Annotated in this window: 28 protein-coding genes; 26 read left to right on the forward strand and 2 right to left on the reverse strand. The window is 69.0% G+C overall.

What is annotated here, in order from left to right; translation table 11 throughout:
* Positions 1 to 19: 19 nt before the first annotated feature.
* From JJB11_RS08860 to JJB11_RS08890, 7 genes are all read left to right on the forward strand, one after another.
* A complete protein-coding gene (locus JJB11_RS08860) occupies positions 20 to 898 on the forward strand; it encodes a transporter associated domain-containing protein (protein ID WP_201168619.1) in 879 nt (292 codons plus the stop codon).
* The gene (lnt, locus tag JJB11_RS08865) at positions 895 to 2,439 is read left to right on the forward strand and encodes an apolipoprotein N-acyltransferase (RefSeq protein ID WP_201168622.1); all 1,545 of its coding nucleotides are present in this window, start codon (positions 895 to 897) and stop codon (positions 2,437 to 2,439) included. The genes JJB11_RS08860 and lnt overlap by 4 nt, the downstream gene beginning before the upstream one ends.
* Before the next feature lie 63 nt (positions 2,440 to 2,502).
* Positions 2,503 to 3,408: a glycine--tRNA ligase subunit alpha gene (glyQ, locus tag JJB11_RS08870; RefSeq protein WP_201168625.1), complete on the forward strand. Its 906-nt coding sequence runs from the start codon at positions 2,503 to 2,505 to the stop codon at positions 3,406 to 3,408.
* Complete coding sequence (glyS, locus tag JJB11_RS08875; protein ID WP_201168628.1) at positions 3,408 to 5,513, forward strand: glycine--tRNA ligase subunit beta; 2,106 nt, start codon at positions 3,408 to 3,410, stop codon at positions 5,511 to 5,513. Before glyQ ends, glyS begins: the two co-directional genes overlap by 1 nt.
* A 90-nt stretch (positions 5,514 to 5,603) precedes the next feature.
* Positions 5,604 to 6,203, forward strand: coding sequence for a D-glycero-beta-D-manno-heptose 1,7-bisphosphate 7-phosphatase (gene gmhB, locus JJB11_RS08880; protein ID WP_201168631.1), 600 nt, complete (start codon positions 5,604 to 5,606; stop codon positions 6,201 to 6,203).
* 9 nt (positions 6,204 to 6,212) lie between these two features.
* On the forward strand, positions 6,213 to 6,977 hold the full coding sequence (locus JJB11_RS08885) for a lysophospholipid acyltransferase family protein (RefSeq protein WP_201168634.1): 765 nt from the start codon (positions 6,213 to 6,215) through the stop codon (positions 6,975 to 6,977).
* 41 nt (positions 6,978 to 7,018) lie between these two features.
* Positions 7,019 to 7,930: a M48 family metallopeptidase gene (locus JJB11_RS08890; RefSeq protein WP_201168637.1), complete on the forward strand. Its 912-nt coding sequence runs from the start codon at positions 7,019 to 7,021 to the stop codon at positions 7,928 to 7,930.
* Between the two features lie 22 nt (positions 7,931 to 7,952).
* Here JJB11_RS08890 and JJB11_RS08895 read toward each other — a convergent pair whose 3' ends face one another.
* Complete coding sequence (locus JJB11_RS08895) at positions 7,953 to 9,023, reverse strand: MBL fold metallo-hydrolase (protein WP_201168639.1); 1,071 nt, start codon at positions 9,021 to 9,023, stop codon at positions 7,953 to 7,955.
* A 94-nt stretch (positions 9,024 to 9,117) separates the two neighbouring features.
* Between JJB11_RS08895 and JJB11_RS08900 the strand changes: the two genes are divergently transcribed.
* From JJB11_RS08900 to JJB11_RS08945, 10 genes are all read left to right on the forward strand, one after another.
* Positions 9,118 to 9,531, forward strand: coding sequence for a MerR family transcriptional regulator (locus JJB11_RS08900; RefSeq protein ID WP_201168641.1), 414 nt, complete (start codon positions 9,118 to 9,120; stop codon positions 9,529 to 9,531).
* A 47-nt stretch (positions 9,532 to 9,578) separates the two neighbouring features.
* Positions 9,579 to 10,040 carry a PaaI family thioesterase gene (locus tag JJB11_RS08905; RefSeq protein WP_201168643.1) on the forward strand — a complete coding sequence of 154 codons (462 nt, stop codon included), beginning with the start codon at positions 9,579 to 9,581 and terminating at the stop codon, positions 10,038 to 10,040.
* A gap of 157 nt (positions 10,041 to 10,197) precedes the next feature.
* Positions 10,198 to 11,379, forward strand: coding sequence for an isovaleryl-CoA dehydrogenase (locus JJB11_RS08910; protein WP_201168645.1), 1,182 nt, complete (start codon positions 10,198 to 10,200; stop codon positions 11,377 to 11,379).
* 47 nt (positions 11,380 to 11,426) lie between these two features.
* Entirely contained in the window at positions 11,427 to 12,083 is a 657-nt protein-coding gene (gene can, locus JJB11_RS08915) for a carbonate dehydratase (protein ID WP_201168647.1), read from the forward strand.
* A 3-nt stretch (positions 12,084 to 12,086) separates the two neighbouring features.
* The gene (aceK, locus tag JJB11_RS08920) at positions 12,087 to 13,901 is read left to right on the forward strand and encodes a bifunctional isocitrate dehydrogenase kinase/phosphatase (RefSeq protein ID WP_201168649.1); all 1,815 of its coding nucleotides are present in this window, start codon (positions 12,087 to 12,089) and stop codon (positions 13,899 to 13,901) included.
* Complete coding sequence (locus JJB11_RS08925; RefSeq protein ID WP_201168651.1) at positions 13,898 to 14,695, forward strand: alpha/beta hydrolase; 798 nt, start codon at positions 13,898 to 13,900, stop codon at positions 14,693 to 14,695. Before aceK ends, JJB11_RS08925 begins: the two co-directional genes overlap by 4 nt.
* Entirely contained in the window at positions 14,692 to 15,192 is a 501-nt protein-coding gene (locus JJB11_RS08930) for a hypothetical protein (RefSeq protein WP_201168653.1), read from the forward strand. The genes JJB11_RS08925 and JJB11_RS08930 overlap by 4 nt, the downstream gene beginning before the upstream one ends.
* 12 nt (positions 15,193 to 15,204) lie before the next feature.
* Positions 15,205 to 16,386 carry an acetyl-CoA C-acyltransferase gene (locus tag JJB11_RS08935; protein WP_201168654.1) on the forward strand — a complete coding sequence of 394 codons (1,182 nt, stop codon included), beginning with the start codon at positions 15,205 to 15,207 and terminating at the stop codon, positions 16,384 to 16,386.
* A gap of 112 nt (positions 16,387 to 16,498) precedes the next feature.
* The gene (locus JJB11_RS08940; RefSeq protein WP_201168657.1) at positions 16,499 to 17,164 is read left to right on the forward strand and encodes an SDR family oxidoreductase; all 666 of its coding nucleotides are present in this window, start codon (positions 16,499 to 16,501) and stop codon (positions 17,162 to 17,164) included.
* A gap of 4 nt (positions 17,165 to 17,168) precedes the next feature.
* On the forward strand, positions 17,169 to 18,299 hold the full coding sequence (locus JJB11_RS08945) for an acyl-CoA dehydrogenase family protein (RefSeq protein WP_201168660.1): 1,131 nt from the start codon (positions 17,169 to 17,171) through the stop codon (positions 18,297 to 18,299).
* A 197-nt stretch (positions 18,300 to 18,496) separates the two neighbouring features.
* Here JJB11_RS08945 and JJB11_RS08950 read toward each other — a convergent pair whose 3' ends face one another.
* Positions 18,497 to 18,913: a hypothetical protein gene (locus tag JJB11_RS08950; RefSeq protein ID WP_201168663.1), complete on the reverse strand. Its 417-nt coding sequence runs from the start codon at positions 18,911 to 18,913 to the stop codon at positions 18,497 to 18,499.
* A gap of 58 nt (positions 18,914 to 18,971) precedes the next feature.
* On the opposite strand from JJB11_RS08950, the gene JJB11_RS08955 reads away from it, so the two are divergent.
* The 9 genes from JJB11_RS08955 (at position 18,972) to JJB11_RS08990 (ending at position 26,103) form a co-directional block, all read left to right on the forward strand.
* Positions 18,972 to 19,391 carry a rhodanese-like domain-containing protein gene (locus JJB11_RS08955; RefSeq protein ID WP_201168666.1) on the forward strand — a complete coding sequence of 140 codons (420 nt, stop codon included), beginning with the start codon at positions 18,972 to 18,974 and terminating at the stop codon, positions 19,389 to 19,391.
* On the forward strand, positions 19,388 to 19,798 hold the full coding sequence (locus tag JJB11_RS08960; RefSeq protein WP_201168668.1) for a YchJ family protein: 411 nt from the start codon (positions 19,388 to 19,390) through the stop codon (positions 19,796 to 19,798). The genes JJB11_RS08955 and JJB11_RS08960 overlap by 4 nt, the downstream gene beginning before the upstream one ends.
* A complete protein-coding gene (locus JJB11_RS08965; RefSeq protein ID WP_201168671.1) occupies positions 19,795 to 20,463 on the forward strand; it encodes an HAD-IA family hydrolase in 669 nt (222 codons plus the stop codon). Before JJB11_RS08960 ends, JJB11_RS08965 begins: the two co-directional genes overlap by 4 nt.
* A gap of 96 nt (positions 20,464 to 20,559) precedes the next feature.
* The gene (locus JJB11_RS08970) at positions 20,560 to 21,417 is read left to right on the forward strand and encodes an STAS domain-containing protein (RefSeq protein ID WP_201168674.1); all 858 of its coding nucleotides are present in this window, start codon (positions 20,560 to 20,562) and stop codon (positions 21,415 to 21,417) included.
* A gap of 6 nt (positions 21,418 to 21,423) precedes the next feature.
* A complete protein-coding gene (locus JJB11_RS25945) occupies positions 21,424 to 21,798 on the forward strand; it encodes an STAS domain-containing protein (protein ID WP_201964711.1) in 375 nt (124 codons plus the stop codon).
* Positions 21,788 to 22,195, forward strand: coding sequence for an anti-sigma regulatory factor (locus JJB11_RS08975; RefSeq protein WP_201964712.1), 408 nt, complete (start codon positions 21,788 to 21,790; stop codon positions 22,193 to 22,195). The genes JJB11_RS25945 and JJB11_RS08975 overlap by 11 nt, the downstream gene beginning before the upstream one ends.
* Positions 22,192 to 23,196, forward strand: a complete 1,005-nt coding sequence (locus tag JJB11_RS08980; protein ID WP_201169158.1) for an anti-sigma regulatory factor — start codon at positions 22,192 to 22,194, stop codon at positions 23,194 to 23,196. Before JJB11_RS08975 ends, JJB11_RS08980 begins: the two co-directional genes overlap by 4 nt.
* 1 nt (position 23,197) lies before the next feature.
* On the forward strand, positions 23,198 to 24,067 hold the full coding sequence (locus JJB11_RS08985; protein WP_201168680.1) for a sensor histidine kinase: 870 nt from the start codon (positions 23,198 to 23,200) through the stop codon (positions 24,065 to 24,067).
* On the forward strand, positions 24,064 to 26,103 hold the full coding sequence (locus JJB11_RS08990; protein WP_201168683.1) for a hybrid sensor histidine kinase/response regulator: 2,040 nt from the start codon (positions 24,064 to 24,066) through the stop codon (positions 26,101 to 26,103). The genes JJB11_RS08985 and JJB11_RS08990 overlap by 4 nt, the downstream gene beginning before the upstream one ends.
* Positions 26,104 to 26,159 lie beyond the last annotated feature (56 nt).

Genomic DNA, 26,159 nt, shown 5'->3' on the forward strand with positions numbered 1-26,159 from the left:
CCACTCCTGCCTCACGGCTGTGTCAGATCCCCACCCTGCGCGCACCGCGCACGAGAAGCAGGACAAGCGCACGTTCCTGCAAAAGGTCGCCGAGTTCATCCACCCCGGCCCCGACTCCAAGGCGGAACTGATCGAAACCCTGGCCGACGCCGAGGAGGCCGACATCATCGGCCCCGAGTCGCGCGTCATGCTCGAAGGCGTGATCAACATGGCCGAGCTCACGGCCGGCGACGTGATGGTCGCGGCGCCGCGCATGGACCTGGTGAACATCGACGCGCCCTACGAGGACATCCTCAACGTCGTCATCGACACCGCGCACTCGCGCTTTCCTGTCTACGAGAAGGACCGCGAGAACATCATCGGGATCCTGATGGCCAAGGACCTGCTGAAGCTGCAGCGCGCCCCCGGCCTCAACCCCCGGGCCTTGCTGCGCCCGGCCGTGTTCGTGCCCGAGAGCAAGGGACTCAACGATCTGCTGCGCGAGTTCCGCGGCAACCGCAACCACCTGGCCATCGTCATCGATGAATTCGGCCGCGTGGCCGGCCTCATCACCATCGAGGACGTGCTGGAGCAGATCGTCGGGGAGATCGAGGACGAGTTCGACATCGAGGAGGACGAAGGCGACATCTTCGGCCTCGCGGACCGCACGTACCGCGTGAGCGGCGACACCTCGCTCGAGCGTGTGGGCGAGGCCTTCGGCGTCGAGATCGGCACCGACGAGGACCAGCGCGAGTTCGACACCATCGGCGGCTTCATCGCCCACCACATGGGGCACGTGCCCAAGCGCGGCGAGTCCGTGACGCTGGGCGGCCTGCGCTTCGTGGTCCTGCACACCAAGGGCGGCGCCGTGCGCTGGTTCAAGGTCTCGCCCGCCGACGCGGACGGCCAGCCCTCTTGAGCGCGCGCGCGCATCGCTGGCTCGCGCTCGCGGCGGCCGCCGGCGCGGGCTGGCTGCAGGCGGCCTCGCTCGCGTGGCCCGGCAACGGACAGCCTCTGTGGTGGCTGCAGATCCTCTCGCTCGCGTGCCTCGCAGGCCTGCTGCAACGCACGCCGCATTGGCGCGGCGCCGCCTGGCTGTCCTGGGTCTTCGCGACCGCGTGGCTCACGGGCACGTTCTGGTGGCTGTACATCTCCATGCACGTGTATGGCGGTCTCGCCGCCCCGCTTGCCGCCGCCGCCGTGCTCCTGCTCGCCGCCTTCCTGTCGCTGGACTACGCGCTGGCCGCTGCGCTCTGGCGCCTGGCGGGCGCGCGGCGGCCGGCGCGGGACGCCGCACTGTTCGCCAGCCTGTGGTTGGGCGCCGAGCTGCTGCGCGGCACGCTCTACACCGGCCTCCCCTGGGGCGCCGGAGGCTACGCGCATGTCGACGGTCCGCTGGCGGCGCTCGCCCCGTGGGTCGGCGTCTACGGCATCGGCGCGGTCGCGGCGGCGCTCGCCTACCTGCTGTCGCTGCTGCTCGTGCATCCGGCGCGGCGCTCCTGGCGTTACTGGGTGGCCATCGCCCTCAGTGCCGGAGTGCTCGCCGCGTGCAACGTCCAGACCCGCAACGCGCAGGCGAGCCCCCCGGGCCCGAAGCTGCGGGTCGGCCTGCTGCAGGGGAACATCCCGCAGGACGAGAAATTCGAGACCGGCAGCGGCATCCCGCTCGCGCTCGAGTGGTATGGCAAGCGACTGCAGGACACCGATGCGCAACTGGTGGTCGCGCCCGAGACGGCCATCCCGCTGCTGCCCGAGCAGCTGCCCGACGGCTACCTGGAAGCGATCCGCGACACCTTCGCGCACGGTTCGCGCGCCGCGCTCGTCGGCATTCCCCTGGGCAATTTCGCCGACGGCTACACCAATGCCGTGATGGGCTTCGCCCCCGGCGCGCCGCCGTACCGCTACTACAAGCACCACCTCGTGCCCTTCGGCGAGTTCATTCCGCCGATGTTCAAGTGGTTCACGCGGATGATGAACATCCCGCTGGGTGACTTCAATCGCGGCGCCGTGGTCCAGCCCTCGTTCGCGTGGGCCGGCCAGCGCCTCGCGCCCAACATCTGCTATGAGGACTTGTTCGGCGAGGAGCTCGGCGCCCGCTTCGCCGATGCGGCGCAGGCCCCGACCATCTTCGTCAACCTCAGCAACATCGCCTGGTTCGGCAACTCCATCGCCATCGACCAGCACCTGCAGATCAGCCGCATGCGCGCGCTGGAGTTCGAGCGGCCCATGATCCGGGCCACCAACACGGGCGCCACCGTCATCATCGACCGCTTCGGCCACGTCACCGACGCCCTGCCGCGGGTGACCCGCGGCGTGCTGGTCGGCGACGTGGAAGGCGGCACCGTGCTGACCCCGTTCGCGCGCTGGGTCTCGCGCCTGGGCCTCGCGCCGCTGTGGGCCGTGGCGCTGGCCGCCGCCTTGCTTGCATGCGGATCGCGGCTGCGTCGCCCGCAGCCCTAAAATGCACGGTTCCGCAGGCCGCCGGCCTGCACCCCGGGGCGGCACCCGCCCGTCCCGCAGCCTATGCTCACATTCCAGCAACTGATCCTCAAGCTGCAGGCCTACTGGGACGCCCAGGGCTGTGCCCTGCTGCAGCCCTATGACATGGAAGTCGGCGCCGGCACTTCGCACACGGCGACCTTCCTGCGCGCCATCGGCCCGGAGCCGTGGAAAGCCGCGTACGTGCAGCCCAGTCGCCGCCCCAAGGACGGCCGCTATGGCCAGAACCCGAACCGCCTGCAGCACTACTACCAGTACCAGGTGGTGCTCAAGCCCGCGCCCGCCAACATCCTGGAGCTGTACCTCGGATCGCTGGAAGCCCTCGGCTTCGACCTGAAAAAGAACGACATCCGCTTCGTCGAGGACGACTGGGAGAACCCGACGCTGGGCGCCTGGGGCCTGGGCTGGGAAGTCTGGCTGAATGGCATGGAGGTCACGCAGTTCACGTACTTCCAGCAGGTGGGCGGGATCGACTGCAAGCCGATCACGGGCGAGATCACCTACGGCCTGGAGCGCCTGGCCATGTACCTGCAGGGCGTCGACAACATCTACGACCTGAAGTGGACCGAAGGCCTCACGTACGGCGACGTGTACCACCAGAACGAGGTGGAGCAGTCCACCTACAACTTCGAGCACAGCGACGTCGAGTTCCTGTTCACCGCGTTCGGTGCGCACGAGAAACAGGCGAAGCACCTGATGGAGCAGCAGCTCGCCCTGCCTGCCTACGAGCAGGTGCTCAAGGCGGCGCACACCTTCAACCTGCTGGATGCGCGCGGCGCGATCAGCGTGACCGAACGCGCGGCCTACATCGGCCGCATCCGCAACCTGGCGCGCAGCGTCGCCCAGAGCTACTACGAGAGCCGCGAGCGCCTGGGCTTCCCGATGGCGCCGCGCGAGTGGGTGGCCGAACTGCAGAAGAAGGCCGCGTGATGGCGACGAACAATCTCCTGGTCGAACTGTTTGTCGAGGAGCTGCCGCCCAAGGCGCTGAAGAAGCTGGGCGACTCCTTTGCCGGCACCTTGCTGGAGCAGCTCAAGGCGCAAGGCCTCGCTTCGGACGCATCGAAGCTCACGGCATTCGCCTCGCCACGACGCCTCGCTGCGCACGTGACCGCGGTCGCCGCGCAGGCGCCGGACAAGTCGGTGTCGCAGAAGCTGATGCCGGTGAGCGTCGGCCTCGACGCCTCGGGCCAGGCGACGCCGGCCCTCCTGAAGAAGCTGCAGTCGCTCGGCGCCGACGCCTCGGTCGTGCCGCAATTGAAGCGCGCCGTCGACGGCAAGGCCGAAGCGCTCTTCTACGAGAGCAACGTCAAGGGCGCGACGCTGGCCGAAGGCCTGCAGAAGGCGCTGCACGAGGCGATCGCGAAGCTTCCGATCCCCAAGGTCATGACCTACCAGCTCGCCGATGGCTGGACTGACGTGAAGTTCGTGCGTCCCGCGCATCGCCTGGTCGCGCTGCACGGCGCGAGCGTTGTGCCGGTGCGGGCCCTGGGCCTCTCCGCCAGCAACATGACCACGGGCCACCGCTTCGAAGCGCAGACGCCCACGTTCGCCATCCACGACGCCGACAGCTACGCGCAGCAGATGCGCGAGCAGGGCGCGGTGATCGCCAGCTTCGCCGAGCGCCGTGCCGATATCGAGCGGCAGCTGAAGGAAGCAGCGCAGCGCGTCGGCGGCGGCGCACGGCCCGTCCACGACGAAGCGCTGCTGGATGAAGTGACCGCGCTGGTGGAGCGGCCGAACGTGCTGACCTGCAGCTTCGAGCCGGAATTCCTCACCGTGCCGCAGGAATGCCTCATCCTCACGATGAAGGCCAACCAGAAGTACTTCCCGCTGCTCGACGCGCACGGCAAGCTCACCAACCGCTTCCTGGTGGTGAGCAACATCCGCCCGCAGGATCCCAGTGCGGTGATCGGCGGCAACGAGCGCGTGGTGCGCCCGCGCCTGGCCGACGCGAAATTCTTCTTCGACCAGGACCGCAAGAAGACGCTGGAGTCGCGGGTGCCGGGGCTCGCGAAGGTCGTGTACCACAACAAGCTGGGCACGCAGGGCGAGCGCACGGAGCGCGTGCGCGCCATCGCCAAGGTGATCGGCGCGCAGCTGGGCGACGATCATCTCGCGCATGAAGCGGACATCGCGGCGCGACTGGCCAAGGCCGACCTGCTGACCGACATGGTCGGCGAGTTCCCCGAGCTGCAAGGCATCATGGGCGGCTACTACGCACGCCACGACAAGCTGGGCAACGAGATCGCGGCCGCCATCGAGGACCACTACCGTCCGCGCTTCGCCGGCGACGAGCTGCCGCGCAACCGGCTGGGCCTGGTCGTCGCGCTCGCCGACAAGCTGGAAACCCTGGCCGGCCTGTTCGCGATCGGCCAGCTGCCCACCGGTGACAAGGACCCGTTCGCGCTGCGCCGGCACGCGCTCGGCATCGTGCGCATGCTGATGGAAAAGGACCTGCCGCTGGAGCTGGGCGCGCTGGTCACCGAGGCGCTGGGCCTGTTCCCGCAGGCGCAGCCGGGCACCGCCGAACAGCTCACCGATTTCATCTACGAACGCCTGGCCGGCCTGTTGCGCGAGCAGGGCTACAGCGCGCAGGAAGTGGAGGCGGTGCTCGCCCTGCGTCCGCAGCGCCTGGGTGACGTCCTCAAGCGGCTGGCGGCGGTGCGTGCCTTCGCGGCGCTGCCGGAGGCGCCGGCGCTGGCCGCCGCCAACAAGCGCATCGGCAACATCCTGAAGAAGGCCGAGCGGGCCGATGCGCACGTGAACGAGCGGCTGCTGAAGGAAGATGCCGAGAAGGCGCTCCATGCCGCCACGCAGAAGATCGCGCCGCAGGCGCGCGCGCAGTTCGAGTCGGGCGACTACACGGGTTCGCTGCAGACGCTCGCGGCGCTGCGCGGGCCGGTCGACGCCTTTTTCGACGACGTGATGGTGAATGCCGAAGAGATGGACCTGCGCCTCAACCGGCTGGGGCTGCTGGCCACCTTGCACCAGGCCATGAACCGCGTGGCCGACCTGGCGCGCCTGGCGCAGTAACCGCATGCGCCCGCACCTTCCGCACTTCATATCCCCCTCGTTCGTCGAGCGCGTCGGCCTGCGCTTGGGCCAGCCGGCGGGAGGCCGCCCATGAAACTCGTGATCCTGGACCGCGACGGCACCATCAACGCCGACAGCGACGAATACATCAAGACGCCGGAGGAGTGGCAGCCGCTGCCCGGGGCCCTCGAGGCCATCGCGAGGCTGAACCACGCGGGTTGGCACGTCGCGGTGGCGAGCAACCAGTCGGGCCTCGGCCGCGGGCTGTTCGATGTCGCCTCGCTCAATGCGATCCACGCGAAGATGCACAAGGCGCTGTCCGCGTACGGCGGCCGTATCGACGCGATCTTCTATTGCCCGCACAGCCCGGACGAGGGCTGCCAGTGCCGCAAGCCGCTGCCGGGCCTGTTCGAGCAGATCGGCGAGCGCTTCGGCGTCGACCTGCACACCACGCACGTGGTGGGCGACACGCCACGCGACCTGCAGGCGGGCGCCAGCGTGGGCTGCCAGCCGCACCTGGTGCTGACCGGCAAGGCCGCCGGCCTGGGCGAGCAGCCTTTGCCGGAAGGCTATCCGGCCGGCACCCGCGTGCACCGCGACCTCGCTGCCTTCGTCGACTGGCTGATCGCGCGGGCACCGGCGCCGCGTCCGGGGCAGGTCCAGCCCCCGTCCGCCGACGCACCCGCCTGAGGACGCTGCATGGCCTTCCTGCGTTCCGTCCTGCACGCCATCTGGATGCTCATCACGGTCATCCCGTACGCGCTCGCGATCGTCTTCAGCGCGCCTTTCGCCAAGCCGGTCACGCTGTACGGCCTCGCCCAGGCCTGGCTGCGCCACGTGATGGTGAGCCTGCGCTTCCTGTGCGGCGTCGATTGGCGCGTCGAGGGCATGGAGAACCTGCCGCAAGGCGAGACCAGCCCGGGCATCCTGCTGGTGAAGCACCAGTCCACGCTGGAGACCTTCCTGCTGCCCGTGCTGATGCCGCACCCGCTCGCCTTCGTGTTCAAGAAGGAGTTGCTCTACATCCCCTTCTTCGGCTGGGCGATCGGCCGGCTGGACATGGTGCACATCGACCGCAGCCAGCGCGCGCAGGCCTTCAACAAGGTCGTGGCGCAGGGCAAGCGCCTGCTGGCGCAAGGCGTGTGGGTCATCATGTTCCCCGAAGGAACGCGCATCCCGCGCGGCCAGGCGGGAACGTACAAGTCCGGCGGCACGCGGCTCGCCGTCGCGACCGGCGCGCCCGTCATCCCGATCGCCGTGGCCACGGCGCGCGAGTGGCCGCGCAAGGCCTTCGTGAAGCATCCCGGCACCGTGCGCATTTCCATCGGCAAGCCGATTTCGAGCGAAGGACGGTCGGCCGACGAATTGATGCGCGAGGTCGAGGCCTGGATCGAGGCGGAGATGCGCCGCATCGACCCCGAGGCCTACGCGCACGAAGCAAAGCGGCAAACGGCGAAAGCCTGAGTGCTGGCGAGGCGCGCCGCGCGCCTTTAGAATCGCGGCCCATGCAGTCGCCGTTCCAGCTTCTCCTCGATCTGTTCGACGAAGCGAGGCCGGCCCCCATCGCGGTAAGGCCCGCGCCGACCGTCCTCACGCAGGACGTCGAGCCCTCGCCCGGCGAGCCGCTCGCCGGACTGCTGGCACCGCAGGCCTTCCGCCATCCCGACGCCAACCGCGAGGCGCGCCTGGGCGAGGTGCTGGTGGCGTACGAATTCCGCCGCGCCCGCCGCAAGAACATCGGCTTCGCCGTCGGCCCCGAGGGGCTGGTCGTCAGCGCGCCGCGTTGGGTGCCGCTGTACGAGGTGGAGCAGGCGCTGCGCGCCAAGTCGCGCTGGATCGTCAACAAGCTGGAGGCCGCGCGCGAGCGGCAGGAGCGGCTGGAAACCGCCCGCATCACCTGGCGCGACGGCGCGAGCTTTCCGTATCTCGGCGAGCCGGTGATTTTGGTGCTGGACCCGCGGCACGACTTCCGCGAGTCGGGCGGCGTGCTGCACACCGACAGCAGCACGTTGCCCGGCGTCGCGCGCCAGACGCTGCACATCGGCCTGCCGCACACCGCGAACGAAGCGCAGATCCGCGACTCCGTGCAGGCCTGGTTGATGCGGCAGGCCAAGGCCCTGTTCGTCGAACGCCTGAACCACTATGCGCCGCGCCTGAACGTGCAGTGGCGCAAGCTCAGCCTCAGCAGCGCCGGCACGCTGTGGGGCACCGCGCGCACCGACGGTTCGATCCGCCTGAACTGGCGGCTGGTCCACTTCCGCCTGCCCGTGATCGACTACGTGGTCGCCCACGAACTGAGCCACCTGCGCGTGATGGACCACAGCCCGCGTTTCTGGGAAACGGTGAAGACCGTGGTGCCGAACTACTCCGAGCTGCGCGGGCAGTTGAAGGACGAGGCGCTGCCGGTCTGGTCGTGAGCTGGGGTCGAACCCCAGCTCCTCACACCGGCGCGAACCGCCAGACGCCCTGCGCGTCCTGCAGGCGCCGCATCTTCCCGCCATGCCACAGCGCATGCAGGTGCGCCACCGACTCCCCCATCGCGAAGGTGGTCTGGTGCAGGTCCAGCTTGCGCTTGAACAGGATGGGCAGCACGTCCCAGGCCGACACCGGCTGCTCCCGGCTCGCCGTCATCACTTCGTCCAGCCGCTCGCGGTGGTGTTCGTGCAGCTGGCGTATGCGCGCATGCAGCCCGCGGAAGGGCTTGCCGTGCGAAGGCAGCACCAACGTGCCCTCCGGCAGCGGCCGGAACTTGTCGATGGAGCTGAGGAACAGCGCCAGCGAGTTCGCCTCCGGCTCCATCTCGTACACGCTCACGTTGGTGGAGATGCGCGGCAGCACCATGTCGCCGCTGATGAGGACGTCGACGTCCTCGCAGTACAGCGCAATGTGCTCCGGCGCGTGGCCGTAGCCGCTGATGCAGCGCCAGCTGCGGCCGCCGATGGCGAGCAGGTCGCCATCCTGCATGCGCCGGTAGCGCGCAGGCAGGGCGGGCACCAGGCTCGGAAAGTAGTTCGCGCGGCCGCGGATCTTCTCCAGCGCCTCGGCGTCCGTCATGCCGTGCGCCGCGAAGAACCGCGCGGCCCCTTCACCGCCGAAAGCGGTGGTGCTCTGCGAGGCGAGGCGCGCCGCGTGGTAGTCGGTGGCGCTGATCCACAGGCGGCACTCGTGGTCGGGCGTGCTCCAGCGCTCGCAGATCCAGTGCGCCAGGCCGATGTGGTCCGGGTGCATGTGCGTGGCGATCACGCGCAGCACGGGCAGGCCGCCGAGCTCGTTGGCGAACACCTGTTCCCACTGCGCCTTGGAGGCGTCGTGCGAAATGCAGCAGTCCACCACGGTCCAGCCTTCGCGGCCGTCCAGCCGGTCGCGCAGCAGCCAGAGGTTGATGTGGTCCAGCGCGAAGGGCAGGCCCATGCGGATCCAGCGCACGCCGGGCGCGAGTTCCAGGCTGGCGCCGGGCGCGGGCAGCGTGTCGCCCAGCGGGTACTGCAGTTCTTGTTCGAGGAGGTTCATGGGCGTGGGCCGATTGACGTTGACGTAAACGTCAGATGTAATCGGCCATTGTAGGCAGCCCGGATGCGGGCCGCTGTCCCCGTCGTTCAAAACCATGGCCGCCCCGCAATCCCAGACCACCTACACGATCAGCGACCTCGCTCGGGAATTCGACCTGACGACGCGCGCGATCCGCTTCTACGAGGACATGGGACTGCTGCAGCCCCAGCGCTCGGGGCCGGGCGGGCGCAACCGCATCTACAGCCCGCGCGACCGCGCGCGGCTGAAGCTGACGCTGCGCGCGAAACGGCTGGGCCTTTCGCTGACCGAGGCCCGGGACATCATCGACATGTACGACAGCCCGCGCGACACCGGGCCGCAGCTGCGCAAGTTCCTTGCCATCCTCGCGCAGCACCGCGCCCAGCTGGAAGAGCAGATGAAGGAGCTGCAGGCCAACCTCGACGAGGTGCGCACGCACGAACGCGAGGCGCGGACCCTGCTTTCGCGCCTGGAAAAGAAGATCGCCTGACTCGCGTGTATAGTTGACGTTTACGTAAACGTCAACTTCGGCCCGCCATGGACGCTTCCCGCTTCGAACCGCAGGACCCGGACTTCGCCGAACGCGTGCGCGCCAGCTTCGCGAAGCAGGGCGCCATGCAGACGCTGGGCGCCACGCTCGCCGAACTCGAGCCCGGCCGCGCCGCGATCGAGCTGGCCTGGCAGCAGGGGCTCACGCAGCAGCACGGTTTCCTGCACGCCGGCATGGTCGCGGCGGCCCTGGACTCGGCCTGCGGCTACGCGGCATCAACCCTGATGCCCGCCGACGCGGGCGTGCTCACCATCGAGTACAAGATCAACCTGCTCGCCCCCGCGCAGGGCCAGCGCTTCCGCATGCACGGCCTGGTGCTCAAGCCGGGACGCACCATCACGGTGGCCGAAGGCCGCGCCTTCGCGATCGACAACGGGCGCGAGAAGCTGATCGCCAGCATGACCGCCACGCTCATGACCATCACCGGCCGAGAGAACATCCGGCATTGAAATGATGGCCCACCCCCGAAGCGCCTGCGGCGCCTCCCCCTCAAGGGGGCGCCACCAGCGGCCCGGCAAAGCCGGATCCGCGGCGGCACACGGCTCGGCCCTTGGCTTGCGTGCGCCGCGGGCGCTTTTCAGATTGAGAACTGAATAGGAGAACAGCATGCAGCAACTCCCCGGCCTCAACTTCGGCCTCGGCGAAGACCTCGAGGCGCTGCGCGACACCGTGCACGCCTTCGCGCAGAGCGAGATCGCACCGCGCGCCGCGGAGATCGACCGCAGCGACCAGTTCCCGATGGACCTGTGGCGCAAGATGGGCGAGATCGGCGTGCTCGGCATCACCGTGCCGGAGGAGTACGGCGGCGCCAACATGGGCTACCTCGCGCACATGCTGGCGATGGAGGAAATCTCGCGCGCCTCCGCCTCCGTGGGGCTCTCGTACGGCGCGCACAGCAACCTGTGCGTGAACCAGATCAAGCGCAACGGCAGCGACGCGCAGAAGAAGAAGTACCTCCCGAAACTCATCTCGGGCGAGCACGTCGGTGCGCTCGCCATGAGCGAGCCGGGCGCGGGCAGCGACGTGATCTCGATGAAGCTGCGCGCCGAGGAGAAGGGCGGCTACTACGTCCTCAATGGCAGCAAGATGTGGATCACCAACGGCCCCGATGCCGACACGCTGGTGGTCTACGCCAAGACCGAGCCGGAGCTCGGTGCGCGCGGCGTGACGGCATTCCTGGTCGAGAAGGGCATGAAGGGCTTTTCCGTCGCGCAGAAGCTCGACAAGCTGGGCATGCGCGGCAGCCACACCGGCGAGCTGGTGTTCAAGGATGTCGAGGTCCCCGCGGCCAACATCCTCGGCGCCGTGAACGGCGGCGCCAAGGTGCTCATGAGCGGCCTCGACTACGAGCGCGCCGTGCTCGCCGCGGGCCCCATCGGGATCATGCAGGCCGTGATGGACAACGTGATCCCCTACATCCACGACCGCAAGCAGTTCGGCCAGAGCATCGGCGAGTTCCAGCTCATCCAGGGCAAGGTCGCCGACATGTACACGGTGCTGCAGGCCGCGCGCGCCTTCTGCTACACCGTCGGCAAGAACCTGGACCTGCTCGGCGCCGAGCACGTGCGCCAGGTGCGCAAGGACTGCGCCTCGGTGATCCTCTACTGCGCCGAGAAGGCGACCTGGATGGCCGGCGAGGGCGTCCAGATCCACGGCGGCAACGGCTACATCAACGACTACCCGCTCGGACGCCTGTGGCGCGACGCGAAGCTGTACGAAATCGGCGCGGGCACGAGCGAAGTGCGGCGCATGCTGATCGGGCGGGAACTGTTCGCCGAAACCATGTAAGGTTCGGTGACCCACGTGCAGCGTATCGCAACGCGGAGAATCTCCCCATGTCCCTGACCATCCAAGACCTCTTTGCCCACAACCGCGCCTGGGCCGCCGAAATGGAGCGCGCGCGTCCCGGCTTCTTCTCGGGCCTGGAAAAGCAGCAGGCGCCCAAGTTCATGTGGATCGGCTGTTCCGACAGCCGCGTGCCCGCCAACCAGATCACCGGCCTCGATCCGGGCGAGGTGTTCGTGCACCGCAACGTTGCCAACGTGATCGTGCACTCGGACCTCAATGCGCTGTCGGCCGTGCAGTTCGCGGTGGACATGCTCAAGGTCGAGGACATCATGGTGGTCGGCCACTACCGCTGCGGCGGCGTGCTGGCCGCCCTGCAGGGCGCACGCATCGGCGTGGCCGACAACTGGATCCGCCACATCCAGGACGTTCGCGATCGCCATCGCGGCATCCTGGAGAACATCGCGCCGGAGCGCCGTGGCGATGCCCTCGTCGACCTGAACGTCGTGGAGCAGGTGGTGAACCTGTCGGTGAGCACCGTGATGGTGGACGCATGGGCCAAGGGCCAGAAGGTTCGTGTCCACGGCTGGGCGTTCGGCGTGCACGACGGCCTCCTGCACGACCTCGGCGTGACCGTCAACGACACGGAAGTGATCGAGCCGGTGTACCGCAAGGCGGTCGAGGGCATCGTCGTCAAGTACAGCTAGTCCATGTTCCCCGAACGCCTGGATGCGCCGCAAGCCTTCGAGATCGCCAAGGCGATGCTCGACGGCTTCAACCGGCACTACCAGCTGTTCCGCAGCGAGTCCGCGCGCGCCAAGCAGCGCTTCGAGAATGCCGACTGGCACGGCCAGCAACGGGCGCAGCGCGAGCGCATCGAGTTCTACGACCTGCGCGTGCGCGAGGCGGTGCAGCGCCTCGAGCAGGAATTCCGGGCGGGCGAGCAGCCCATGGCGGTGTGGCACCAGGTCAAGCTGCACTACATCGGCCTGCTGATCGACCACCACCAGCCGGAGCTCGCGGAGACCTTCTTCAACACGGTCACGACGCGCATCCTGCACCGCACCTACTACCACAACGACTTCATCTTCGTGCGGCCGGCGGTGAGCACGGAATACATCGAGAACGCGGAGCCGGCGGCCACGCCCACCTACCGCTCCTACTACCCCACGCGCGAGACGCTGCACGCGGAGCTCGTGCGCATCGTCCACAACTTCCGCCTGGACACGCCGTTCGAGGACCTGGAGCGCGACGCGCGTTTCGTGCTGGAGGCGATCGCAGCGCGCCTGGCGCACGTGAAGCTGCGCGCCAACTTCCAGGTCCAGGTGCTGTCCTCCCTGTTCTTCCGCAACAAGGGCGCCTACGTCGTCGGCAAGATCATCAACGGCTTCTCGGAGCTGCCGTTCGCGCTGCCCATCCTGCATGGCAGGAACGGGCTGCTGGTGATCGACACCGCGCTGTTCGGCGAGGACGAACTGCTGATGGTGTTCTCGTTCGCCCGGGCCTATTTCATGGTGGACATGGAGATCCCGGCGGCCTACGTGCAGTTCCTGCGCTCGCTGATGCCGCGCAAGCCGCGCGGGGAGATCTACACCGCCCTGGGCCTGGCCAAGCAGGGCAAGACCCTGTTCTACCGGGACTTCCTCTTTCACCTGCGGCATTCGAGCGACCGGTTCCGCATCGCCCCCGGCATCAAGGGCATGGTGATGCTGGTGTTCGACCTGCCTTCGTTCCCCTATGTGTTCAAGGTGATCCGCGACTGGTTCCCGCCGCAGAAGGACACCACGCGCGAACAGGTGCAGGGCAAGTACCTGCTGGTCAAGCAGCACGATCGCGTCGGCCGCATGGCCGACACGCTGGAGTACCGCGACGTGGCCTTCGCGCGCGACCGTTTCGAGGACGCGCTGATCGCGGAGCTCCGTGCCGTCGCGCCCAGCCAGCTGGAGATCGGCGACCGCGACGGCGACGGCCACGAGGAGGTCGTGATCCGCCACCTCTACATCGAGCGGCGCATGATCCCGCTGAACATCTACCTGCAGGAAGCCTTCGAGGCGGGCGCGGTGGAGCAGGTGGAGCATGCGGTGATCGAATACGGCAACGCGATCAAGGACCTGGTGGCCGCCAACATCTTTCCCGGCGACATGCTCTGGAAGAACTTCGGCGTCACGCGCAACGGCAAGGTCGTGTTCTACGACTACGACGAGATCGAGTACCTCACCGACTGCAACTTCCGCAAGGTGCCCGAGCCGCGCAACGAGGAAGAGGAGCTTTCAGGCGAGGTCTGGTACAAGGTCGGCCCGCACGACGTGTTCCCGGAGACCTTCGGCCCCTTCCTGCTCGGCCACCCGGCGGTGCGCGACGTCTTCATGAAGCACCACGCCGACCTGCTGGACCCGGCGTTCTGGCAGGCGCGCAAGGAACGCATCCTCGCCGGCGACGTGTACGACGTGTTCCCCTACGAGCGCGACAAGCGCTTCCTGCGCCGGCAGCAGGCGGATGCCGCCGCGGTGGAGGCGGCGGCATGAACCGGGTGCGATCCGTCCTCGCCGGGCTGGCGGTCGCCCTGCCGGCGCTCACGTTCGCGCAGGCTGCGGAAGTGGTGGACCTGCCGACGCGAGCGGGCGTCACGGAGCGCCTGCTGGTGCTGCCGAACGCAACGCCGACTGCGGTGGCAGTGCTCCTCACCGGCGGCAACGGCCATCTCGACATCGCAGGCAACGGCTTCATCCGCCGCGACGCCAACTTCCTGGTGCGCTCGCGCGACCTGTTCGCGCAGCAGGGCTTTGCCGTGGTCGTCGTCGACGTCCCCAGCGACCACGCGAGCCCGCCTTACCTGGGCGGCGATTTTCGCGCGAGCCCCGAGCACGCCGCGGACCTCGGCGCCGTCGTCGCGTGGGCGCGCGGGCGCTTCGGCAAGCCCGTGTGGGTGATCGGCACCAGCCGAGGCACGCAGTCGGCCGCCACTGCGGGCCTGCGGCTGCAAGGCGCGCAGGCGCCCGACGGCATCGTGCTCACCTCGACGATCATGGGCCGCTCGCGCTTCGGCGACAGCACGGCGCCCCCGCTCACGGAGCTGGACCTCACCGGGCTCAAGCAGCCGGTGCTGGTCGTGCACCACGCGCACGATCCGTGCGGCGTCTGCCCGCCCGAGCGCCTGCCCGAGCTGATGAAGCACCTTCCGGCCAGCGCCGTGCTCAAGACGGTGGACGGAGGCGCCTCGCGCGGCGCGGCCTGCGACCCGTGGTCGCACCACGGCTACAACGGCATCGAGAACCAGGTCGTCGGCGCTGTCGCCGCCTGGATGAGGGAGCATCAGTGACCGAAGCCTGGCGCGATCACTGGGAAGTCGCGAGTTTCATCGTGACCACGCTGGGCCTGCCCTTCGCCATCCTGTTCTTCGCCTGGGAGCAGCGCAAGGAGCGGGACAACGAGGAGGAAGAGGCCTACCAGCTGCTCTCGAACGCGTACAACGAGTTCCTGAAGGTCGTGCTGGCCCACCCCGACCTGCACCTGCGCGCCAACGAGCCGCTGGTGGACCCGTCGGCCGAACAGAAGGAACGCATGCTGGTCATCTTCGACATGCTGATCTCGCTGTTCGAGCGCGCCTACCTCGTGGCCTACAAGCCGCACATGACCGAGACCGAGTCGCGCCGCTGGAACAGCTGGGACGACTACATGCGCGAATGGTGCCAGCGCGACGACTTCCACAACGCGCTGCCGCTGCTGCTGCGGGGCGAAGACCCCGAGTTCCAGGAATACATCCGCCGGATCGTCAGCGAGGAACGCGGCGAGCCTCTCATGCCAACCATCCAGTGAAGGAGTGAAACCATGGCCGAATCCATCGTCATCGTCGGCGCCGCCCGTACCCCCATGGGCAGCTTCCAGGGCGACTTTTCCGCGCTAGCCGCGCACGACCTCGGCGGAGCCGCCATCAAGGCGGCGGTGCAGCGCGCCGGCATCCCGGCCGATGCGGTCGGCGAAGTGCTGTTCGGCAACTGCCTGATGGCCGGCCAGGGCCAGGCGCCGGCGCGCCAGGCTGCGTTCAAGGGCGGGCTGCCCAAGAGTGCCGGCGCGGTCACGCTGTCCAAGATGTGCGGCTCCGGCATGAAGGCCGCCATGTTCGCGCACGACATGCTGCTCGCGGGCACGCACGAGATCATGGTCGCGGGCGGCATGGAGAGCATGACCAACGCGCCCTACCTGCTGCTGAAGGGCCGGGGCGGCTACCGCATGGGCCACGACAAGGTCTACGACCACATGATGCTCGACGGCCTGGAGGACGCCTACGAGGCGGGCCGCTCGATGGGCACCTTCGGCGAGGACTGCGCGGCGAAGTACAAGTTCTCGCGCGAGGCGCAGGACGCCTTCGCCACCGCCTCGGTGCAGCGCGCGAAGAAGGCGACGGAAAGCGGCGCCTTCGCCGCCGAGATCACGCCCGTGACGGTGAAGAACCGCGCCGGCGAAACCGTGATCAGCATCGACGAAGGCCCGGGCAAGGTGAAGCTGGACAAGATCGCCTCGCTCAAGCCGGCGTTCAAGAAGGACGGCACCATCACGGCCGCCTCCAGTTCCTCGATCAACGACGGCGCCGCGGCGCTGGTGATGATGACCGAGAGCACCGCCAAGCGCCTGGGCCTGAAGCCGCTGGCGCGCATCGTCGGCCACGCCACGCACGCGCAGGAGCCCGAGTGGTTCACCACCGCGCCCGTGGGCGCCACGCAGAAGCTGCTGGCGAAGACCGGGTGGAAGGTCGGCGACGTCGACCTGTGGGAGGTGAACGAGGCTTTCGCCGTGGTGCCGATGGCCCTGATGGAGGAGCTGAAGGTCTCGCACGACATCCTGAACGTGAACGGCGGGGCCTGTGCGCTGGGCCATCCGATCGGCGCGTCCGGCGCGCGCATCATGGTCACGCTGCTGCATGCCCTGAAGGCGCGCGGCGGCAAGCGCGGCATCGCCACGCTGTGCATCGGCGGCGGCGAGGGCACGGCCGTGGCCCTGGAACTCGTCTGACGTTGCCTCGTGGCCTTCGTAGGCTGGCGGTGAGCGACGCGAACCCCAGCGATCCGGCGTCCCGCAGCGAGCTGGGGTTCGCTGCGCTCACCACCAGCCTACGCCAATAGAAATGAACGTCCTCATCCTCGGCGCTTCGCGCGGCATCGGCTTCGAGTTCCTGCGCCAGTACCGCGAGGCCGGTGACACCGTCATCGCGACCGCGCGGGCCGACGAGGGCCTGCGCCATATCGAGTCGCTCGGCGCCAAGGCGCTGCGGCTCGACGTCTCCGACACGGCGAGCATCAGCGGCCTCGGCTGGCAGCTCGATGGCGAGAAGATCGATGTCGCGCTCTACGTGGCGGGCGTCATGTCGCGCGGGGGCGCCACGCAGGCGCCGGCGCGCGACGATTTCGACCGCGTGATGCGCACCAACGTCTGGGGTGCGATGCAGGCGATCGTGCAGGTCGCCCCGCTGGTGCAGGCCGCAGCGGGCAAGTTCGTCTTCATCAGCAGCCAGATGGGCCGCATCGCCGGCGTGGACTCCAGCTACAGCTGGCTGTACCGCGCCAGCAAGGCGGCCCTGAACATGACGGTGGCCTCCGCGCAGCCCGACTACCCGCAGGCGACCTTCGTCGCGCTGAGCCCGGGCTGGGTGCGCACCGACATGGGCGGCGCCGGTGCGACGCTGTCGGTGGAGGAGAGCGTGTCGGCCATGCGCAAGACCATCCAGGCCATCACGCCCGCGCAACGCGGCGCGTTCCTCGGCCACGACGGCCGCCGCTTTGAAGGCTGGTGAATCCATGCTGCTGAATCCCGACCAGGAAATGATCCGCGACGCGGTGCGCGATTTCGCGCGCGAGCAGTTGTGGCCGAACGCGGCACAGTGGGACCGCGAGCACACCTTCCCGCGCGAAGCGCACCGCGGGCTCGCCGCGCTGGGCGCGTACGGCATCTGCGTCCCCGAGGAATACGGCGGCGCGGGGCTCGACTACCTGAGCCTCGCCCTGGTGCTGGAGGAAATCGCGGCGGGTGACGGCGGGACCAGCACCGCCATCAGCGTCACCAACTGCCCGGTGAATGCGATCCTGATGCGCTACGGCAGCGAGGCGCAGAAGAAGCAATGGCTCACGCGGCTCGCGCGAGGCGAACTGCTCGGGGCCTTCTGCCTCACCGAGCCGCACGTGGGCAGCGATGCCTCCGCGCTGCGCACGACGGCGCGCCGCGAGGGCGACAGCTATGTGCTCGATGGCGTCAAGCAGTTCATCACCAGCGGCAAGCGGGGCCAGCTCGCGGTGGTAATCGCCGTCACGGACAAGGCAGCGGGCAAGCGCGGCATGAGCGCTTTCCTGGTCCCCACGGACACGTCCGGCTACGTCGTCGAGCGGCTGGAGGACAAGGTCGGCCAGCACTCCAGCGACACGGCGCAGATTCGTTTCGAGCATTGCCGCATTCCGGTGGAGAACCGGGTGGGCGAGGAGGGCGAGGGCTACAAGATCGCCTTGTCTTCACTCGAGGGCGGGCGCATCGGCATCGCCGCACAAAGCGTCGGCATGGCCCGCAGCGCCTTCGAAGTCGCGCTGCAGTATGCGAAGGAACGCGAGAGCTTCGGCAAGCCGATCTTCGAACACCAGGCGGTGGGCTTCCGCCTCGCGGATTGCGCGACGCAACTCGAAGCGGCGCGCCAGTTGATCTGGCATGCGGCCAGCCTGCGCGACGCCGGCCAGCCCTGCCTGAAGGAAGCAGCGATGGCCAAGCTGTTCGCCAGCGAGATGGCCGAGCGCGTGTGCAGCGCCGCGATCCAGACGCTGGGCGGCTACGGCTACGTGAGCGACTTTCCCGTGGAGCGCATCTGGCGCGACGTGCGCGTGTGCCAGATCTACGAAGGCACGTCGGACGTGCAGAAGATCCTCATCACGCGGGCGCTGGCGTAGATAAGACAGAAGGCGGACATCCGGACGCAGAGGTCGCAAAGGTTTCGCAAAGGACGCAAAAGGACAGCCAATGAAGGATGGACATCCTTTTCATCTGTCTTTTTTGCGTCCTTTGGCTGTTCCCTTTGCGACCTCTGCGTCCGGTTGTCCGCTTTGCAGTTCGGGGCTGCCCCCGCGGCGCGCAGGGAGGCAGGCGCTCAGCGCACCTGCTCTTCGAGGAAGCCGCGGAAGGCGACAAGGTCGCCCTTTTCGAGCAGGTGGTACACGCCCATGCGCGCACAGTCCTGCCGGATTTCCTGCCACAGGTGTGCGCCCAGCGCGACGACGGTGCCGGGTCGCGGCGCGGACAGCAGCCGCTGCACCAGGGGCTGGGTGCCGCCGTCCGTCAGGTTGAGGTCCACGAACGCGAAGTGCCAGCCTGCGCGGTCCCACACCGTCCATTCCATCGCGTCCTGCGCGGTGCTGAACGCGCCCGCGAGTTGCAGGCGCGGCAGCGATGCGATCACCTCCGCCATGCGCTCGGCGAGGGCCGGCGGGTCCACGACCAGCAGCACGCGTTGCGGCCGGCCGACCTGGATCCGCTCGCTCGCCGGGGCTTGCGGTGAGGGGTGCATGGCCGGCACTATAGGATGGGCGGGGCCGCCGGACAATCGGGCTTTCGGAGCAAGACAGATGACGATCACCAAAGGGTACCGGGCGCTGGTCGACGAGGCCATGGCGCAGGTCACGACGTATTCCGTGGCGCAGGTGCGCGAGCGCCTGGGCACGCCCGGCGTGCAGCTCGTGGACATCCGCGACATCCGCGAACTGCAGGCCGAGGGCACGGTCCCCGGCAGCATCCATGCGCCGCGCGGCATGCTGGAGTTCTGGGTCGATCCGGCCTCGCCCTACTTCAAGCCGGTGTTCGGCGACGAGGGCAAGGAATACATCCTGTTCTGCGGCGCCGGCTGGCGCAGCGCCCTGGCCACCAAGACGCTGCAGGACATGGGCATGCGCAACGTCGCCCACATCGACGGCGGCTTCACCGACTGGAAGAAGCAGGGCGCCCCCACCGAGACGCTGGAAGAGCGCAAGGCGAAAAAAGCCGGATGACAGTGACGGAAACGGGGCCCTGTCCCTGTGGCCGGGTGGACCTGCGCGGGCGGCCCGTGCCCTTCGCGCGCTGCTGCGGTCCCTACCTCGCCGACTTCGCGCACACGCCGGCCCCCGACGCCGAGCACCTGATGCGCTCGCGCTATGCGGCTTTCGTGCTGGAGGACGCGCCCTACCTGCTCGCCACCTGGCACCCGTCGCGCCGGCCGCCCGAGGTCGGCTTCGAGCCGGGCGTGAAATGGCTGGGTCTGGAAGTCAAGCAGCATCGGCAAGTCGATGCAACGCATGCCGAGGTCGAGTTCGTCGCGCGCTCGCGCCAGGCAGGTCGCGCCCAGCGCCTGCACGAGCGCAGCCGCTTCGTGTGCGAGGATGGCCGCTGGTATTACCTGGATGGAGACTTGAAGTGACCCAGCGTTTCGACGCGGTGCTGTTCGATTGCGACGGCGTGCTGGTGGACAGCGAAGGCATCACCAATGGCGTGCTGCGCGACATGCTGCAGGAGCTCGGCTGGACCCTCACGCGCGAGGAGTGCATGCGCATCTTCCTCGGCAAGGCGGTGAAGGACGAGAAGGACCTGATCGAGGCGCACACCGGCCGCGAGCTCACCGAGGAGTGGTTCGTGCGCTTCCGCGAGCGCCGCAACGAACGCTTGCTCGCCGGGGTGCAGCCGATCCGCGGTGCGGTGCCGGCCGTGGAGGCGATCAGCGACCGCTTCGCCGGCCGCATCGCCTGCTGTTCCGGCGCGGACCGCTGGAAGGTGGAGATGCAGCTGGCCAAGTGCGGGCTGCTGCCCTTCTTCGAAGGCCGCATCTACAGCGGCCACGAGATGCCGCGCTCGAAGCCGGCGCCCGACGTGTACCTCGCCGCCATGGAGCCGCTCGGCGTGGTGGCCGCGGGCTGCGTGGTGATCGAGGACACGGTCACGGGGGTCACCGCGGGCATGGCCGCGGGTGCGACGGTGTTCGGCTACAGCCCGGCCGAGGCGGGACACGACACGCCCGCCCTCCTGCGCGCCGCCGGTGCATCGCTGATCTTCACGGACATGAGCGAGCTGCCCGCGCTGCTCGGCTAGAACTTTCGAGGTAGACGGGTTTGTCGGTCTCTTCCTACACGGGGCAGCTCAACCGCGCTCCCATAATGGCCGTCCTCTTTTCGCTCCCCCCTCCCGATGGCCCAAGAAACAGAAACGCTGCTGCAGCTGCTGGCGCAGCACGAACAACAAATCCTCACGGAGTGGCTGCAGGAGGCGGGCGCCGCTTCCACGCGCACCAGCGAGGCGGCCCGCCGCGCGATGCGCAGCGAGGCTGAAGAGATCCTCAAGGCCATGCGCACGGCGCTGCAGGCCGGCGTGCAGGCCGACGACTTCCAGGCGCCCGCCTGGGCCGCGCTGCGGCAGGCGCTCGAGGCGCTGTCGCGTACGCGCGCGGCCCAGGGCCAGTCCGCGGGCGACACCAGCCAGTTCGTGCTCGCCTTCAAGCGGCCGCTGTTCGTCGTCATCCAGCGCGACATGGCGGGCCAGGGCGAACGCCAGATGGCCCTGGTGTGGACCATGTCCACGCTGGTGGACCGCATGGCGCAATGGACGGTCACGACCTACCAGCAGACGCGCGAGGAGATCATCAAGCGCCAGCAGCAGGACCTGCTGGAGCTGTCGACGCCGGTGATCAAGCTGTTCGAAGGCGTGCTGGCGGTGCCCATGATCGGCACCCTGGACTCCGCGCGCACGCAGGTCGTGATGGAGACGCTGCTGCAGCGCATCGTGGACACGGGCTCGCGGCTGGCCATCATCGACATCACCGGCGTGCCCACCGTGGACACGCTGGTGGCACAGCACCTGCTGAAGACCGTGGCCGCGATCCGGCTGATGGGCGCGGAATGCATCATCAGCGGCATCCGCCCGCAGATCGCGCAGACCATCGTGCACCTGGGCATCGACCTGCAGGGCATCGCCTCCAAGTCGTCGCTGGCCGACGCGCTGCAGCTGGCGATGGAGCAGCAGGGCTTCGTCATCACCCGCACGAAGTAGGCGGCCATGTACCGCATCCCCATCCTGCAGATGGGCCAGGTGCTCCTGGTGACCATCCAGCTGGACATGCAGGACCAGATGGCGCTGGCGCTCCAGGACGACCTGGCCAACAGGATCTCGGCCACCGGCGCCAAGGGCGTGCTGATCGACATCTCGGCGCTCGAGATCGTCGACTCGTTCGTCGGCCGCATGCTCGCCAGCATCTCCGGCATCTCGCGCATCCTCGATGCGACCACGGTGGTGGTCGGCATGCAGCCGGCCGTCGCCATCACGCTCGTGGAGCTGGGCCTGTCGCTGGAAGGCGTGCGCACGGCGCTCAACGTCGAACGCGGCATGGAGCTGCTGCAGGGCGGCCGCAAGGAGATCCCGCTTGTCCGTTGAAGACGCCGGCGGCTCGCTGCCGCTGCGCTCCGAGGAAGACATCGTCGCCAGCCGGCAGAAGGTGCGCGTGCTCACCCAGCAGCTGAAGTTCTCGCTGGTGGACCAGACCAAGATGGTGACGGCGGCGAGCGAGCTGTCGCGCAACACCGTCGTCCACGGCGGCGGCGGCGAGATGCGCTGGCAACTGGTGGACGACGGCCTGCGGCGCGGGCTGCGCCTGCTGTTCGAGGACACCGGCCCCGGCATTCCCGACACCCGGCTTGCGCTCACGGACGGCTGGACCTCCGGCAAGGGCATGGGCCTGGGCCTGCCGGGCAGCAAGCGGCTGGTGCACGAGTTCGAACTGCAATCGGTGCCCGGGCAGGGCACGCGCGTGAGCATCCTGCGGTGGAAATGATCGCTGGCACCTTCCACACGGCCTTCCCCATCGGGGATGCCAGCCGCGTGGGCGAAGCGCGGCGGCACGCTGCCGATCTGGCCGACGCATGCGCGCTGGACGAGGTCGAGGCCGGCCGGCTCGCACTGGTCGTGACCGAACTCGCGACCAACCTGCTGAAACACGCCGAGCAGGGGCGCCTGTGGCTGTCGGCGCGCCGCGAGCGGCGCGAGGTCGAAGTGATCGCCGTGGACTGCGGGCCCGGCATCCGCGACCTGCAGCGCTGCCTGGACGACGGCTATTCCACGGCGGGCTCGCCCGGCACCGGGCTCGGAGCGGTGCGCCGGCTGGCCGACCACTTTGACCTGCACTCCAGCGTGCCGGGCGGCACGGTGGTCGTGGCGCGCGTGCGCGCGGCGGGCGCGCCCGATTCCGAGGCGGCCACCTGTGTCGGCGCGGTGTCCCTGTGCGCGCCTGGCGAGTCCGTGTGCGGTGACGCCTGGTGCTTCGCGCTGGCGGGCGATCGCTGTGCGCTGATCGTGGCCGATGGGCTCGGGCACGGTCCGGACGCCGCCGAAGCGGCCGCGGCGGCGCTGGAGAGTTTCGCGCAGGACCCGATGGACTCGCCTCGCACCGTCATGGAACGCACGCACCAGGCCTTGCGCGGCACGCGTGGCGCCGCCGTGCTCGTGCTGCAGGCTGCGGTCGACGAGGACGTGGTGCGCAGCGCCGGCGCCGGCAACGTGATCGCGCGGCTGGTGTCGGGCGTGAGCGATCGCACCATCATGAGCCAGAACGGCACCGCCGGCGTCGCCATGCGCACGCCGCAGGAAACGACCACGCCATGGCCTGACCATGCCCTGCTGGTAGCGTGCAGCGACGGCATCGAGACGCGCTGGATGCCCGAGACGCTGGCACCGCTGCTCGGGCGCGACCCGACGCTCGCGGCCGCCGTGCTGATGCGCGACCATATTCGCGGCCGCGACGACGCCACCGTCGCGGTGCTGCGGCGCAGACACTGACATGCCCCACGAGAAGCCCACCACGCCGGAGGCCCTGCAAGCGGCGCTCGCCGAGAGCGAATTGCAGGCGCAGACCCTGCGCTCCGAGCTGGAGGAAACCAACCGCGGCGTGCTCGCGCTCTATGCGGAGCTGGACTCGCAGGCCGAGCAGCTGCGCGGCGCGACCGAGCTCAAGAGCCGGTTCCTGGCGTACATGAGCCACGAGTTCCGCACGCCGATCAACTCCATCCGCAGCATCACGCGCCTGTTGCTCGATCGCGTCGACGGGCCGCTCACCGAAGAACAGGAGCGCCAGGTCACGTTCATCCAGCAGAATGCGACCGAGTTCGCCGAGATGGTGGATGACCTCCTCGACCTGGCCAAGGTGGAAGCCGGCCGCGTCGAGATCTCGCCCGCGTGGTTCGAGATGGTCGACCTGTTCTCCGCCCTGCGCGGAATGTTCAAGCCGGTGCTCACCAATCCCGACGTGAACCTGGTGTTCGAGGAGCCGAAGGACATTCCCAAGCTCTATACCGACGACCGCAAGCTCTCGCAGATCCTGCGCAACTTCATCTCCAACGCGCTGAAGTTCACGCCGCGCGGCGAGGTCCGCGTCTCGGCGCAGCTCGCGGGCCCGGGGCACGTGACCTTCTCCGTGGCGGACACGGGCATCGGTATCGCAGCCGACTTCCACGAATCGATCTTCGAGGACTTCTCGCAGGTCCAGTCGCCGCTGCAGAAGCGCCTGCGCGGCACCGGGCTGGGGCTGTCCCTCAGCAAGAAGCTCGCTCAGCTGCTGGGCGGCAGCGTGCGCCTGCAGAGCGCGCCAGGCAAGGGCTCCGTCTTCTCCGTTACCCTTCCCGTTCAATGGGAGGGTGCGCCAGCCGAATGATCTCCACCGAGGTGATCCAGCCGACCATCGAACGCGCGGCGCATACCGTGCTGGTGGTGGACGACAACCCGGCAACGCGCTATTCGACGGCGCGGGTGATTCGTGCGGCCGGTTTTCGCACGGCGGAGGCCGGCAGCGGCGGCGAGGCCCTCGACCTGATCGCGCAGGGGGTCTCGGCGGTGGTGCTCGACGTGCACCTGCCGGACATCGACGGCTTCGAGCTGTGCCGGCGCATTCGCGCCAATCCGGCGACCACCAGCCTGCCGGTGGTGCATCTGTCCGCGGAGTACGTGCGCAACGAGGACCGGGTGACCGGCCTCAACGCCGGCGCGGACGGCTACATGGTGCACCCGGTGGAACCGGCGGTGCTGGTGGCCACGCTGCAGGCCCTGATCCGCGCCCGCACGGCGGAGGACCGCCTGCGCCGCAGCGAGCAGCGCTTCCGCGCCATCTACGACCAGGCGCAGAGCGGCATCGCCCTGCTGGACGAGGAAGGCCGCTTCGCCGACACGAACCCGGCGATGCAGGCCTTGCTGGGACGCACCGCCGCCGAACTCGCCGGCCACCCCATCGCCGACTTCGCGCCGCCGGACTGGCGCGGCTTCGTCCACACGCACCTGCGCAGCACGGCCAGCGACGGGCAGCCCTGGCGCGGCGAGTTTCCGCTGTGCAATGCCGAGGGCCACGTCGTCCACCTGGAGTGGAGTGTGTCCTCCCACGTGGACCCGGGAGTGCGCATCGCGATCGCGATCGACGTGTCCGGCCGCTTCGAGCTGGAGCAGCGCCGGCGCGACGTGCTGGAGCGCGAGCAGGCTGCGCGCCAGCTCGCCGAACGCCACAGCCGCACCAAGGACGATTTCATCGCCGTGCTGTCGCACGAGCTGCGCACGCCGCTCAATGCGATCATCGGCTGGGTCCACATCCTCAAGCGCCGCGGCGCCACGCCCGAGGCCAGCAAGGGGCTCGACGCGATCGAACGCAACGTCAAGACGCAGGCGCGGATCATCTCGGACATCCTCGACGTCTCGCGCATCAACTCGGGCAAGCTGCGCCTCGATCGCGAATGGACCGATCCGGCGGAGCTCGTCGTCGAATCCATCGCCGCGCTCGCCGCCTCCGTCGACGAAAAGCGGCTGCAGGTGCATACCGAGCTGCAGGACGCGCACGCACCGGCCTGGATCGATCCCGCGCGCTACCAGCAGATCGTCTGGAACCTGATGACGAACGCCATCAAGTTCTCGCCGAAGGACGGCCGGGTGGAAGTGAGTCTGCACCGCGACGGCGACCTCCTGCGCCTGGAAGTGCGCGACTTCGGCCAGGGCATCCAGCCCGATTTCCTGCCGCACCTGTTCGACCGCTTCACGCAGAGCGATGCGCCCGGCAATCGCCGGCATGGCGGCCTCGGTCTCGGCCTCTCCATCGTCAAGCACCTGGTCGACCTGCATGGCGGCGCCGTCGCTGCGTACAGCGCGGGGATCGGGCAGGGAGCGAGCATGCGGGTGGAGCTGAACGTGGTGCCCGCGTTCGAGCCCTCCGGCGGCAGCGAGGAACCGGACACCGAGCTCGGCCCGGAGGCCGAGGAGGTCGAGCCGCAGGCCCTGCAGGGCCTGGACGTGCTGCTGGTGGAGGACGACCCCGAGGCGACCGAGATGATGACGCTGGTCCTGTCCGAGCGCGGCGCGCGCGTGCGCGTGGCCGTGGACTACGACGCCGCACTGCGGGCGCTGCAGGACGCCTGGCCTCAGGTCCTGGTCAGCGACATCGGACTGCCGGGGCGCGACGGCTACGAGCTGGTGCGGCGGGTGCGCGAGCTGGAGGCCGCACGCGGCGGGCCGCGCCTGCCCGCGATCGCGCTCACCGCGTTCGCCCGGCCCGAGGACCAGCGCAAGACCCTGGCCGCCGGCTTCGACCTGCACCTGAGCAAACCGCTGCGGCCGCACCTGCTGCTCGACGCCATCCTGCGCAGCCGGCCCGCCGCGGCCGGTGCGGACGCCGCGCCCGGGCCGGGGGCCGGGGCCGGTCCAGCGGGCCCGTGAGACGCGCGAGCTGCGTGCGCGACGGGACGGCCCGCGCCAGATGCTTTAATCGCAGC

Source organism: Ramlibacter ginsenosidimutans, from assembly GCF_016654015.1.
Taxonomy (GTDB): domain Bacteria; phylum Pseudomonadota; class Gammaproteobacteria; order Burkholderiales; family Burkholderiaceae_C; genus Ramlibacter; species Ramlibacter ginsenosidimutans.